We start from the raw sequence: 13745 nt of genomic DNA, 5'->3' as shown, positions 1-13745 counted from the left end.
TTGGTTGCCTTGGAGCATTTGGACCTAAGCTCGAATCAAATCAGGGAGATAGTCGGTTTGGAGCATTTGGTTGCCTTGGAGCATTTGGACCTGAGTCGGAATCAAATCAGGGAGATAGTCGGTTTGGATCAGTTGGTTGCCTTGGAGCATTTGGACCTAAGCTCGAATCAAATCAGCGAGATCAGTGGTTTGGATAGTCTGAAAGGGCTAAAGATTTTGAAATTGGGTTCAGAATTATGGTCTTCCCAAAAGAATCAAATCATCGAGATAGTCGGTTTGGATCAGTTGGTTGCCTTGGAGCATTTAGACCTGAGCGAGAATCAAATCAGCGAGATCAGTGGCTTGGATCAGTTGGTAGGCTTGAGACAGTTGAATCTCTGCTCTAACAAAATAAAGACCCCAAGTATTTCAGTGCTAGACCGAGCAAGCCTACAAGTGCTAGTCTTTAATAACTACGTCTCTGATCTACCTCCGGAATTATTGTCGAAGAGAGCCAATTATCTAGCAGAACACAATAATTGCCTTCCGGCCGTTCGAGCCTGGTACGCTGCCTTGGAGGCTGAACCTCCCGCCAAAAATCGCCTGTTTAAGGTGGTTGTCTGTGGTAATGGTACGGTAGGTAAGACCCAAATTATCAATCGTTTGCTGGGGCGGCCTTTTCAGGAAAAAACGGATAGCACGCACGGCATCCAAATTGAGCAGAGCCTGCCTTTACAGCTGGTAGAGGAGGCCAAAGATGCCGTACAACTACACCTGTGGGATTTTGGGGGGCAAGAGATTTATCACCAAACGCACCGCTTGTTCCTGGCCTATCGTGCGGTATACCTGGTCGTTTTTGATGCCGATACCTACGATGTGGCTACCCAGCAAGACCCGAAAACAGCGCATAGTGAAGCTAGCCGAAGCCTGGCTTTCTGGCTGAGTGAAATTAAAGCTCGTGATAATGGTAGTCCCGCGATCGTCGCACAAAACAAGGTCGATAACCATAGCGTTGCTCCAATTAACTTTCAATTAGATTTACCAAAGGACTTGCTACCCGATGAAAACCTGGCCATCAGTGCCAAAACGGAGCGCAACTTTGATGATTTACGAGAAGCACTCTACCGACGCCTCTATGATAGTAGAGAGTATAATATGCCACTGCCCGCCAGCTGGCACCGAGCACGTGAGGCTACCCTGGATTTGGTGGATAAGGCCAAAAAGGGAGGAGCGCCTAAGCTGTCCTTAGACAAGTACCTCCAAGAAGTATGTACTCCGGCCGGAGTAGTGGAGCAAAGCCACCAGGAAGCGCTCCTTCAGTACTTCCACGCTACGGGGGTATTATTCCACGATGCCAACTACCTCCCTGATGACATTATTTTGAACCAGCAATGGGCACTGGATGCTATCTACGCCGTCTTGGAGCGGACTCCGGCTCCGGGCTCGGCGGTAGCCCAGTTTCGTGAGCGATGTGAATTGACTAAAGGCCGCTTTAGGGTTTATGACCTTCCACTGTCTGCAAAAGAATACGCTGAGGCAGATCGTCAGTTGTTTCTGGGATTTATGGAGAGTGCCCGTATCTGCTTCAAATTACCTTCTCCAAAGCAGGATGAAGAACCGGTATATCAGTTGGTCCGTGAACTAAGTCTGGCCCCCACCCAGGAAATAACGGCTATTTGGCAATCCCAGCAAGCAGGTGCGGTACATTTCCGATATCATCATCGTTACCATTTACATGCCGGTATTATAGAAGCTTTCATTGTCAGGATGGCTACCCATTGTCAGCTTCACCAATTGTGGCGCAACGGAGCATTTGTCAACTGGCGGGAAAGCTGGGCCTGGATCAACGTCAACTACTATGATAAAGAAATCGTCATTTCCGTAACTGGCCCGCAGCGAGATTATCTCTTACACGCAATACGAAACATGTTTGATCAAATCCAGGGCGAAAACAGCACCATTGATGAGCAGGTGAGCCTGGACGCTGGGCAGTGGGTGCAGCTTACCACGCTACAAGATGCCATTGATAATCAAGCCGTCACGGTTTACACTACTGATAAGCAAGCTAAAATTGAATCCAAGTCGCTACGCTGGGCTTTACAGCGGGATAAGGAGGCGAAGTTCAATATAAAAGGAGAAGTACCCCCCACAGTGGTACAACGAGAACTAAAGGAGGAGCCTTTAGGGGCTAAACAGCGGCCGGCTAAAGAAATTGGGGGGCTTATTGCAGAGGGTCGGATTAAACAGGCGCTGGAATAGTTAGTGATTTATTTCCCCCTGGCTAAGGCCATCCAAGGAGAATTCAACCGAGTGAATCGCCAATACGATATGGGTGTACTAACTGCCCAAGACTGGCAGGCGAAGCACAACGAGATCAGTCACCGTATTCTTCGCCTGGCCCAAGATCTGGACAAGACCGGTGACCAGCAGCAACGCGAACAGATCGTATCCCAGGCCCAAACCGATATCAAAGATCAACTGGACCGCATCGAAGCCCAGGTTGCCGACAATAACCAACGGCTACAATCACTACAAGCTGATATACCGGTCATTCTAGCTCACCTGGATGATTTCACGTTCACCAAAGACAGTCTGGAAGCACTCATTGCTCATACCATGCCACTGCTCCAAAAGCTCAGTGTTTTGGAGGCTGCTCCCACAACTACTAAGCAAAAGGCCTACGAGGCGCTTAACCCTAGTATACCCGTAAGTCAAAAGGTAAAACTGGTCATTCCGCTCATCCCCGGCATCCTCCAATACGAGACGGAGCTAGCTGGTAAGCCACTGGATATTCTCCGCGCTGCCTGGGCAGATTTGAAGGCGGGGAAAGAGGAAGGGGTGAGGAGGTTGTTTTTGGAGGGGTAGGGGGACTAAGGTTTTGGTTGATTGGTTTCCTGATTTTATAATGCGATGAATAAAGATAATATGAAGGCTGAAAAGAAAGAACAAGAAGATGAAAAAGGAAGTAAGATAACCTCTATCGCGCGTTGGACTTTCTTAGGCATTTGCGTGCTTTGGCTATTAAATCTCATTGTACCTTACCTCTCCGGTACATCACCAGAAAACGCTCCTGGTTTTGGTGATATGTTTGGAGCTGTGAATTCCCTTTTTTCGGGTTTTGCCTTAGCTGGTATTATCATCACAATCCTCATGCAACGGGAAGAGCTCCAGCTTCAAAGAAAGGAGTTGGCGCTAACCAGGAAGGAATTCGCGCAGCAGAACGAAACGATGAGGTTGCAGCGGTTTGAGAATACTTTCTTTAATCTATTGCAGTTGCACCATCAAATTGTGCAGGGGATAGATTATCGTTACGAGAAAGTTCCCAGAAAAAAGGCTATGTCGTCGGTGTTAATACCAAAAGAGCCTAAAGAAGTGCTAATACTTACAGGAAGGGATGTGTTTCAATTTCTCTACCGCAATTTAGCAGCTAGATTAAGTAAAAGCCCAGCGTCTTCCTGGGAAGAATTGTACTTTAAAGAATACTTATTGGCACAAACAGATTTCGGTCATTATTTTAGAAATCTCTACCGCATTGTTAAGCTGGTAGACGAGGCTACGTTTTCTGATGTAGAAAGAGAGGACTATCTAATAAAATATAGGTATACCAGTATTTTACGTGCTCAGCTATCGGACTTTGAAACTCTATGGTTGTTCTATAATGGGGTCTCACGTAATGGAGCTCATAAATTTAAAGGATTAATTGAGAAATATTCCTTACTCAAGACTATTCCTATTAATCTATTAGCGCATAGCGAACACTTTCACTTATATGAAAGTAGCGCAATGAAACCGAAAAATTAATCCTTGGAGGTTTATTGTGTTGATGGATATAAATACTAACTAGGGAGTTTCTTATCTGCAAAGTAAATTCCCACTCGCATAGGAAATGAGAAAGCTCTATTTGCTATTCGTTGTGTATAATTTTCTTTAATTGAACAAAGATATTTTAACTCTCTTGCTTCTCCGGCAATACAAGCAAGGAAATTATCTTTCAATACACAATTGTCAGCCATATGAATTGTAAAAGGCTTATCTGACCATCTAACACAACAGTGATTATCCTCGATTTTAACAAATGAATTAAAGCCTGTATCACCTTCTCTAATCCCTGATTTTAATTTCATACCCTCTCCAGATACAAAATAGAACAAATGATTTAATTTCTCAGGATATAGGCAATCGCAATGGGCAGTAATACACAAATAGAATTTTGCAGGGCTAATTTCTCCTTCAATTACTTCAAAAAAAACGTCACCAAACCTTAGAAAGTCATTTTCATCTCTTTCACTTAATTTATTATAGTAATAGTTAAGTTTAGAAAGTTCTAAGTCAGAGTTCTGATCTTGAGCATATTCATCTATCCTTTGTTGAAGTTCATTATTTGCAATATAGTCCTGAAGCACTTCTGGTGCAAACAGTTTAAGTATAGGTTTTTGGTGATAAATTACATCGGTAACTTCGCTTTTCCACAAACCTATCAAGAATTCAAAAAACGATGCCTCTGGTTTCAATTGATTCTTGTGATAGAAAAAAGCTCGTTCATCAATACCATCAATATTCTTATTCATCAAAGCTGAAGACCTCTTGAATCGATTGTTAATTTCAAGGCTCATTAATGAAAGGAAATTCCCCGAAGCGTGTGTAAACGCATTGGTAAAATAAGTATAAAGATCAGGTGGAGATTGTTCAACCTTATTTGTTAATAAAACTATTGTGTGATTAAGATATAAAAATTTTTGTTCGGAAAATATTCTTACATCACTATCATCAATTGGTTCCCCTAAGAAAATGCCATTAACATGATATGCTAAAAGCTCTAGGTATCCATCAGTATTAGGTAAATTAAAGGTTTCTGAAATAGTGTCTTTTATTACTTTGTTACTCTCTTCAAAATACTCATTTAGTATTGCAAGAAGTGTCTTCTTAATAGTTCGACGCTTATCAGGATACATTATAAATTCTTTGAATATTCCTGAGTGGTTGTCAATGAATTCTTTGGTAAAAACATCACCGATTTGTTCTTCTAAAATATTGTTTATATCATCAGTATGAGCAGTTGAATATTGACTGAAAAATCCTGCAATATCAATAAGTACATCTATTTGCTCACGTCCCTCTAGGGCTGAATAAATACATACAAAATGAAGACTATCAGTATTAACAGCTTGTTTTAAAATACTAAGGGTGGATAATTCTTTACCATCATTTTCTAATTGCCAATCTAAAATCACCAAATCTCTACTCTCAAATAGGAATGACTGCGAATTTTCCCAGTTATTGCCTACCTGGAACTTATAGAAATCGATAGAAATATTCTTGCTTACAAAGGCTCTATATAAGTCTTTAGACAAGTCTTGTATTTTTTCATCAGGATTAGGGTCCTCAAAAGGAGGTGTTAATTCATCATCAATATAAACAACTGATTGAATTGCATCTTTCACGATTTCGGTAGCGACTTCATTATATGTCATTAGGGGTGTTAGTTTTCGATTTGGTCAATCATAGGTGCAATAACAAAACAAGCACCTCCAAGTATATTCAATTTTTCCGAATTTGTTGCATAAATGTCAATTCCAATTCCATTTAAACTCTTTTTAGCAAGATAAAGACCAATTCCACGCCCATTTGGACGAGCAGAGTAGAACATTTTAAAGATATCCTCAATTAAATGATTTTCAATTTCCTTACCAGAGTTCAACACAAACAAATTCACGCCATCAGTATCTATCCTAATAATACGCTTCTCTACAAATCCAAGCCAGTATATCGCATTATTAATAACATTAATTATTACTGGCTTGAGTATAGATTCGAAAGAAAAAACAGACCACTTCTTGGCTTCGGGGGTGATTTCAAAAGTGATATTACTATCCTTTAATCTTTTTTCAAAGAAGTCATTTGCATATTCGTACAATTCGAATCCAGTAACATCTTTTCTTATTCTACCGGTTGTCCGGTACAAAGGTTGCAGAAGTTTGTAGTTATCTTCCAAATGATCAAAAGCTGTGACCAATGTTTTATACCTGCGCGTAGATTTGCTATCTTGGATAATATAAGACTCTAAGGTTTTAATACTTTCTTTCAATTGTGCATAAAGGGTATTAAACTGGTGGTCAATGATTTCTACAGCAATACCTAATTGAGCCAATTCATGGGTCTTTTTCCATTCCTCCATCATTTCCTCATATTGGATCTTGTAATATCCAATAAGGTGGTCTTCATTAATATCAAAAGTCAATCTCTCTATATGTTCTATAAATGGGTTTATTCTTTCTTCTGCTCGGGAATTTATTTCTTCAAAAATAGAAGTAAGCATGCCTATGCTATTTTCAATCGCATTTTCGTTTGCTTCTTCAGGTATAATAGCATTATATTTTTCTTCGTACTCCTCTAAAAACGAAGACCGTTCTACTGTGAAATTGTTTTGAATAGATACACTGGCAAGTTTTATCCTATTTTGATATTGATTGAATGATGCCATTATTTTATTCCTATAATACTTTCCTCTCGCCTCAAACTCCTTATACCTCTCGTGAATATCAAGTTTCAATCTGGCTTCTTTTAAAGCTGGCTCTGCCAAACTTATTCTCTTCTCTGCTTCCTGGTACTTTTTTAAATACTTATCGTATCTCCCCCTTTGATTATCTGAGGGTTTAAAACGTACAGGCTTTACTATCTTAAGTTTAGCCAATTTATCCTTGCATTCTGAAATTGCGCGAATAGTTTCATCGATATCTTCGTAGGCCACATTGACCTGGCTGACCTTATGTTTTAAAACATCAACTAATTTCAAGTAATTTTCCTCTAGTTCTTCTATTTCTTTAGGGTATTCTTTTAATTTTCTCGCGAATTTTCTTTTAGCTTCCTTCTCTCTTCGTTTTTCGTCTTTTTCTGATGCTGCTAGTTTTCTTAATTGCTGAACTTGTTTATCCTTGTAATCGTATTCAGCATCAGTAGCGAAATATTTTTTGGCAAGGTCTATAAAAAATTCTATTAATAGGGTACGGAATTCCCGATAAGCAGCATTATTGATGAACCCTTCCCTACTAGATTTCTCTCTTAATTTCTTATTATTTTCTCTTGTTATTTCAATGTAACCAAACATTCTTCTTTTCGCAAAAAAGTAATGACCTGCCCTTTTACCTCTTCTTTCTTCAAATTGGAGAAAGTCATAGTCTGATCGTCCGTAAGGTAATATCCTGAAATCATCCCTGTATACGTATAATCCGCCAAACAAATCAAGTTTTGATTTAAAATAACGAAACCTCTCATCCGTTAAGCTGGTATCTTGCGGGCCAGGAATAACACCAAGCTTAAGCTTAAAAGCTCCATATCCACTATCACGATCAGTTCGGAGAGAAGAAAACTCATGGTGCACAGTCTCTCTGTATATTCTTACATCACCTTTAAAGTTACCCTCACCATCAAATTCGCCATCAATCAAGTGATCGCATTCCTCAAAATCTGTAGGTTCAAAAAAAGCATTGTAAGTGAGAAGATCATAAATCCCAGTGACTTCATTTATATTAAAAGATATATCACAAATAGAATCTTCATTGGCATACTTAAATAAATTAAACAAACCCGCAAGTGAAGAAATAGTATACTCAGCAGCATTGGTCGTCTCATTTGTTTTATCACTATCAGACTTAACGTAATTTTTTAAATCTAAAATTTGATCAACGGGCTCAAAAACAACAAACTTTGTTCCTGACGACTTCAGAGGATCCGCTAATAAATCCTGAATATAATCTTCAGTGATATAAGATGGAAGCTTTAATTTTTTAGTTTCTTCTATAATTATTTTAGCCTCATTCATTTGATCTTTCCATGGATTTGGCACAAGGTTTTTTACTCTTCTGAAGTTATCTAAAAATTCATTTCGTAGTACTTCAAAGACTTCATTCACATCTTCTGTATGATCTATTTGTTTTATAGGAATAATAATGTCTTCAAGGAATAAATTGTAGTTTTCTAAAATTCGCCAGTCAAAATAAATTGCATAAAGAACATCTTCTTGCTTTTTCGTAAGCATAAGCATCTGTGGCCCTAGATAGGCTACAGCAAGACGGCCTATTCCCTTTTCTCCCATTTTTATTCGGGGTTCTTTAAACAAGGTTTTAGGACCTTTTACATCTTTTTCTCCACGCGTTTTAGAGTCTGTGCCTAAAACAAACCACTTAGAATTGATTTCATCATAATTCATTCCTACACCATCGTCTGACATCACAAAAACTGGCGATCCGTAATTTTCATAATCTGGCATATACAGGTCCGCCCTCAAGTCACTGGCATAAGCATCATAACCATTTTTCCAAAGCTCGGAGATAGCCGTTGGTAAATCGGCAATCTGGCCCTTCCCTAATAAATCTACTGCTCTTGCTTTTGCCCTGAATTGTGCCATTGTTATATCTTGTTATACTAAAGAAATTGTAGCGCTAAACGTTTAGCAAATTCTGGAGGTACGGCATTGCCAATCATTTTGGCAATGACACCCATATTACTTGAATAAAATTTATAATCAATCGGGAAGCTTTGCAAGACTGCTCCTTCCCTAATTGAAATGGCACGATCTTGATTTGGATGACCATAGCGCCCATTGGAATAACCATTAAAACGGGTTGTTATAGTAGGTGCAGGTTTATTCCAACTCATCCTTCCATAAACGTCAAAATGGCCTATGTGGTTCTTGTAACAATCTGGCTGAAGTTCTTCGGGCCAAGAACGGCGATCGCCTCCATTATGAGGAGTAGCTTGTATTCTTTTAATATTAATTTCTTCTAAACCTGAGGCGGTATGCATAAAATCCGTTTCATCTCTATGTCCAGCAGGTATTGGAGGGAATAGAATAGAATTTCCAATTACGTCCTCAACATTAATAATCTCATTTTCAATTGGAACCGGAAGTCGAATTTTCTTATTTATTCTACTAGCTAATAGGACATAACGTTTTCGACTTTGAGCTACTCCATAGTTTTTAGCATTTAGCACCTTATCATCATAAGCATAACCATACCTATCAAGAAATTCTTTAAATCTATTAATAGGGCTTCCCTCTTTTTTTTCAAAACCTGGTACATTTTCAATAAAAACATGACCAGGTCTATAATAGGCTACAAAATCCTGAAAATCTTCTAGTAATAATCTAGTCTTTTTCGACTTAGTCTTATTTGTATTGATTGTAGAGTAATACTGACATGGACTACAACCTATAAATATTAAGTTTCGCTGATTTAGTCGAATGTTAAACTTTTTTTTAAGAGATGCAATTTCTAAGTTGGAAACATCTGCTGTGAGAAATTTAGCGTCATTATTCTTTTCGTATGTCTCCTTACACTTCTCATCAATATCAATTCCACCTAAAACATCGATGCCTGCCTGTTTAAAACCACAAGTAACGCCTCCTGCTGAACAGAAAAAATCAACAGCTTGCAAGACGTTTTTTGATTTATTCTTCACCTAAATGTTTGTTTTTTTTGATTCGATATTTTAATTCTCCAAATTATATTTTGGAGTCTAAAAATTATCATATCACAAGATACACTATGTAGCACAACTGACCAAGTAAACAAAATGTTTCACAAAGAAAGGTTGAACGTTGATATTTGTTGGTTTATGCAATGCCTACTTGAAATGTCCCATGAAGCTTATAGCCTCGGTGTTGCACATCTTATCTAAACTTCCCTGCAAATCAAAAAATTTAACGCGAGAACCGTATTCAAAAACACGATACAAATGATAATTATTCTTGTTCGCCTGAGAATACTGTAATTCATTCTTAGTGAAATAAATGGGTGTCAGTTTACCCAGCTTAGTAGTTTTGACTTCAATGTACCGATCAGAGCCATCACGGTTTTTTGACAGGATATCGTATCCAGCACCATCTCCCATATCTTTTGCTACCCAGGCAATATCTTTTGCTAATCCAGGAGAACCTTCTTTTGCTAATCGCCATTTTTCATAGTTTATGATCAATTCTTCTCCTAAGTCACCTAAGCACTTATTTGCCTGTTCTCTGGCCAAATAGTCTACTTTAACAAATTTTCGATTATATATGATTTCTGGCTCTTCAAAGGTCAAAGGCATTGTAAAATCTGTTTTCCATTTATTGAAATCAATAGCCTCCAAGGATATTTTTTTTGTTTCTTGGGAGAAAAATTCAAAATCATCAATTATAGATAAGTTGTCTTCTATATGTTGTAACACGACATCCTCCAGGATTAATTGATAATTCATCCTTGGCTTATATCCCGATATATATGGTTTTCTGTATTTGATTAAAACAGCACTAATGTTTTGATGCTTGAACTCAATTGCACCTTCACTCCTCTGATTAAGTTTTGCCTGTAGCAATCTCCTATGGTCAGATTTTCGGTACGGAATACCTTTGATCTGCATTGAAAGCATGGCAAAATAATCCTTTACAGTTTCTATTACCTCTAGATTTGACCAGCTACTACTCATTGTTTGATATTTGCAAGAGAGGGGCAATTATACTTAATAAGTAAATATAAATAATATTCCATGGTCTTCCTTTACTCGGAGTTGTTAATGTTTAAAATAAAAACAACAAAACACAAAATGTTTTATATATTACCGCCCGATAACATACTATTTGAAGTTAGTCATGAAAAAACACGTTTCCAAGCTCCGCGAAACGGTAGGTACCCCTGTGCTACCCCCGAAGAAGCGGCTGAATATATTACTACGCTTGCTCCAGTTTCTCGGGAAGGAAAAGGAGCAGGCTAAGCAGAAAAAGGACGATAAGTAAGGGAAAGCTAAAGAGGGATTGTCTTGCCTGTTCGTATTACGTCAATAATATTCCCATATTGCCCCGTAAATACTCTCTCTTCTCCGTCAGAAATACCTAAAATAATCTGCGTACCCTGGCCAGTGTTGGCATACACCTTCTTGAGGTGTGCTAAATTAACAATACAGTATTGATGACACGAAAGCCCTGATGCGGAATAAAATGTCCGCATTGCTTCTATTTTATCAGTTAGATCGCTTATTGTCAAATTGGCTACTGGTAATTCCTTTATTAACTTCCCATCTTTTAGGTAGAGTTGTAAATAGTACCAGGGGGTAACTCTTACCCGCCAGAAGAGGACTTCCTGTTTAATCGTATCAATAATAATGGCTGTCTGATTAATAGTGCCTAGCATATCAGCAATAACAGGATCACTGTAGCTTCCATCTTCATTTTCTAGAGGACAATAATCCTTCGCCTCATTAGAATAATCAGCACTAATAAATAATTGGTGTTCAATTAATTGCTCAATATCTTTACGAGTGAATTGATCACGAGAACAAAGTTTTCCAAGCTCTGTAATAAAATTTGATATATCCTGCTTAGTAGTATCTCCATCTAAATTCATCTGATACAATTCGCAAAGTTCTTCACCATCTTGGAGCAAGATAATACTACCTCCATGCGCCCATTGGCGGGTGTCTTGGATTTTCTTCCAGGACTGCTCCTTTCCCACATCAACTACGGGTTGGCCTGGTTTAGGAATAAAATATACCCCAAACTGCTTGGCAACTCGTTCCACGAAGAGGATATCGCGGATATGAAAAAAGAAAGTGGTCCCATCTCTTTCATAAGAGAAAAGTCCTGCCTCAAGTGCAGGTACACGTGGTGGGAGTGTTGGTATTTGTTCAAGAATACTCTGTCGAAGCTTCTGTAGGTCTTCTTTATAAACGATCCCATAAGGGCCTTCGATTAACCTATTTTCACCTTCTACTCTTCCTAAACCAGTGTAGAAAACGATTGGTATAGACGGATTTTTACTACGTATCGCTCTAGCAATTCTAATTCCGGCAGTCTGGGCATCACGACCAGTTAGCGCGTCATCCTTAATATCCAATACCGCCACGTACAGGTTATCCAGTTCTTGTTTTTGCTCAATAAATGCCAAGGCATCTTGTGAAGATACAAAAGAGAGGTGATCTGGAGTATTAATACCAAAACCTTGGCATACTAGTTCAATATCAATTCTAGTCAAAGTCTCATCTTCAAAAATAAGTGCTTCCATTGATTAAGTTTTAATCTAGTGCAGGGAAGGAAATTATCATTTTAGTACCCCTTGGGGCTTCTTCATAATGGTAGTCGTAGCTTAGTTGACCTTTCAGTTTTTTGACATTGTCAACGATAATTTTACTACCATACGAAACCGATTTCTTCTGATATCCTCCTGTAAATCCTGGCCCCTGGTCAATAATGGTCAGCGTAACAAGTTCTTTATCATTTTCGCCTTTTAAATGTACAACTCGCTGCCCTAAATCATGTGGTACATCCTTGTAGGCATGTTCAGTTATATTGAAAAGTATTTCTAAAATCAACTGGGCTAACATTCTAACTTTCAGCTTTCGCATTGTTAGCTTCACATCGAAGTTAGCCATATCTATAGTCAATTCTGTTTCATGATGCCCGAAGCTTCTTATCCAGGCTAATCTCATCAGTTCACTCACATAGGAACTTATACTTACCCTATCGACGTCACTTTCTAACTCCATATAGTTGTACAGCATTAAGGAAGCATCAATCAAAGCAACCGCCTTCCCTAAGGCTTCAGTAGCCAAAGGCTCATTTACATAACGCTCATTTCTAGCAAACGCGTTGACACGTCTTGAGGTCACTAGGTAGTCGTTTTTAAGGCGATGTGACAGTTCACCTTGGGCTGCCTCTAAAGCTTGGTTCTGCTCATCCAACTTATCTCTCTGCACAAGCACTTTATCTGCGGTAACACGCTGAATCATAGCAAAAAAGGTAATGGAAAGCATAAGGACTAAAGGAACAAAAATAAACTTGTAGGATGATCCAATACCACCTGAAATTTCCAATAGGTTTATTTTGCTTAAAGTCTCATTATTGCTCCACTTCAACGGATAACTCTGAAATATATCATACGACATAAACCCTTTGGTGATTGTCGCAAATAGTACAAAGGGAAGTACTAACGATACCAACCAGGATAGAATAGAATAACCGCGTTCAAGGAATGCTGCAAAGAAGATCACCGTGAGAAAAACTGTAAGAAAAATAGCGAATATAGAATCAAATAAATACGTCCAGTTATAGGTAATTTTAGTATCAGTATAGTGACCATATCCCCAAAGAAAAATGGTCGGGGTTATTATGGTAATAAAAAGAACCGCAGCTAGGTATCGAGGAGAGGATTCTGCGATCTTCTTCTTTATCCATAGCATTCGATTGTAGATGCCTAGTTTCATGATCGGGCCAGTAAACCACCGCAGACCAGAAACGGATGGTAGCGTAGTGCTTTTCAAGTGAATATTAGCTGCCGCTAATAAAAAGAAAATACTATTTAAAATACTGAGTAGTGCATCAACCAAATAGGGCGTAGTGTACTTTCCCTCTACCTGTTGAGTCAGTTCATAATCAGGTAAAAGGGTAAAGATGAAAAGCTTGAAAGCCCAAATAAATATAGCCATAGCAAAAAAAAGAGCAGACCAGTCTGCTTTCGTATTTGCTGGAACATTTACAATCGTAACACCTGCCTCCGTGGCCTTCTGTATAGTCTTAGCTACCTTTTCGCTAACCAAAACCATCAGTAAGATGGTCAGGCAAAGAAATAGAATTACGGATAAGTAATTTTCAGCCTTTGCGGTAAAAAAATATGCCAGTATTGCACTTCCGAAAAGCAGGAACGGTAGATATTTCCCCCACAGGTGTACCTGTTTTAATCGATGATCAGTTTGGGAGGTATTAAGTTCAGCTTCCATGTGTCAGAATACTTAAGGTG

The 13745-nt window shown here is 38.7% G+C and carries 9 protein-coding genes; 3 read left to right on the top strand and 6 right to left on the bottom strand.

Annotated elements, in window-relative coordinates; genetic code table 11:
- The 3 genes from ACRBG0_RS21695 to ACRBG0_RS21685 form a co-directional block, all read left to right on the top strand.
- Nucleotides 1–2238: COR domain-containing protein (locus ACRBG0_RS21695; protein WP_431488943.1), on the top strand; the 2238-nt coding region annotated here is incomplete at its 5' end.
- Nucleotides 2239–2241: 3 nt separating this feature from the next.
- Nucleotides 2242–2844 (top strand): hypothetical protein, encoded by a 603-nt coding sequence (locus ACRBG0_RS21690; RefSeq protein WP_431488942.1) that lies wholly within the window; start codon nucleotides 2242–2244, stop codon nucleotides 2842–2844.
- A gap of 45 nt (nucleotides 2845–2889) precedes the next feature.
- Nucleotides 2890–3780, top strand: coding sequence for a putative phage abortive infection protein (locus ACRBG0_RS21685; RefSeq protein ID WP_431488941.1), 891 nt, complete (start codon nucleotides 2890–2892; stop codon nucleotides 3778–3780).
- Between the two features lie 35 nt (nucleotides 3781–3815).
- Here ACRBG0_RS21685 and ACRBG0_RS21680 read toward each other — a convergent pair whose 3' ends face one another.
- The 6 genes from ACRBG0_RS21680 to ACRBG0_RS21655 all read right to left on the bottom strand — a co-directional run bounded on the left by ACRBG0_RS21680 (nucleotide 3816) and on the right by ACRBG0_RS21655 (nucleotide 13725).
- Nucleotides 3816–5450: a response regulator receiver domain gene (locus tag ACRBG0_RS21680; RefSeq protein WP_431488940.1), complete on the bottom strand. Its 1635-nt coding sequence runs from the start codon at nucleotides 5448–5450 to the stop codon at nucleotides 3816–3818.
- Between the two features lie 8 nt (nucleotides 5451–5458).
- A complete protein-coding gene (locus tag ACRBG0_RS21675) occupies nucleotides 5459–8383 on the bottom strand; it encodes an ATP-binding protein (RefSeq protein WP_431488939.1) in 2925 nt (974 codons plus the stop codon).
- 17 nt (nucleotides 8384–8400) lie between these two features.
- Complete coding sequence (locus ACRBG0_RS21670; RefSeq protein ID WP_431488938.1) at nucleotides 8401–9438, bottom strand: DNA cytosine methyltransferase; 1038 nt, start codon at nucleotides 9436–9438, stop codon at nucleotides 8401–8403.
- A gap of 165 nt (nucleotides 9439–9603) precedes the next feature.
- Nucleotides 9604–10443 carry a DUF3883 domain-containing protein gene (locus ACRBG0_RS21665; protein ID WP_431488937.1) on the bottom strand — a complete coding sequence of 280 codons (840 nt, stop codon included), beginning with the start codon at nucleotides 10441–10443 and terminating at the stop codon, nucleotides 9604–9606.
- A gap of 314 nt (nucleotides 10444–10757) precedes the next feature.
- Nucleotides 10758–12014, bottom strand: a complete 1257-nt coding sequence (locus ACRBG0_RS21660) for a hypothetical protein (protein WP_431488936.1) — start codon at nucleotides 12012–12014, stop codon at nucleotides 10758–10760.
- A gap of 10 nt (nucleotides 12015–12024) precedes the next feature.
- On the bottom strand, nucleotides 12025–13725 hold the full coding sequence (locus ACRBG0_RS21655) for a hypothetical protein (protein WP_431488935.1): 1701 nt from the start codon (nucleotides 13723–13725) through the stop codon (nucleotides 12025–12027).
- Nucleotides 13726–13745 lie beyond the last annotated feature (20 nt).

Source organism: Lewinella sp. (assembly GCF_050633125.1).
In the GTDB taxonomy this organism is placed as follows: domain Bacteria; phylum Bacteroidota; class Bacteroidia; order Chitinophagales; family Saprospiraceae; genus Lewinella.
The sequence above is the reverse complement of the archived record's forward strand: the minus strand, read 5'-3'. Positions and strand labels throughout refer to the sequence as shown.

Bases quoted from the DNA above. Each gene is read 5' to 3' on its own strand.
- ACRBG0_RS21685 (WP_431488941.1), top strand. From the start codon at position 2,890: ATGAATAAAGATAATATGAAGGCTGAAAAGAAAGAACAAGAAGATGAA.
- ACRBG0_RS21680 (WP_431488940.1), bottom strand. From the start codon at position 5,450: ATGACATATAATGAAGTCGCTACCGAAATCGTGAAAGATGCAATTCAA.
- ACRBG0_RS21675 (WP_431488939.1), bottom strand. From the start codon at position 8,383: ATGGCACAATTCAGGGCAAAAGCAAGAGCAGTAGATTTATTAGGGAAG.
- ACRBG0_RS21665 (WP_431488937.1), bottom strand. From the start codon at position 10,443: ATGAGTAGTAGCTGGTCAAATCTAGAGGTAATAGAAACTGTAAAGGAT.
- ACRBG0_RS21660 (WP_431488936.1), bottom strand. From the start codon at position 12,014: ATGGAAGCACTTATTTTTGAAGATGAGACTTTGACTAGAATTGATATT.
- ACRBG0_RS21655 (WP_431488935.1), bottom strand. From the start codon at position 13,725: ATGGAAGCTGAACTTAATACCTCCCAAACTGATCATCGATTAAAACAG.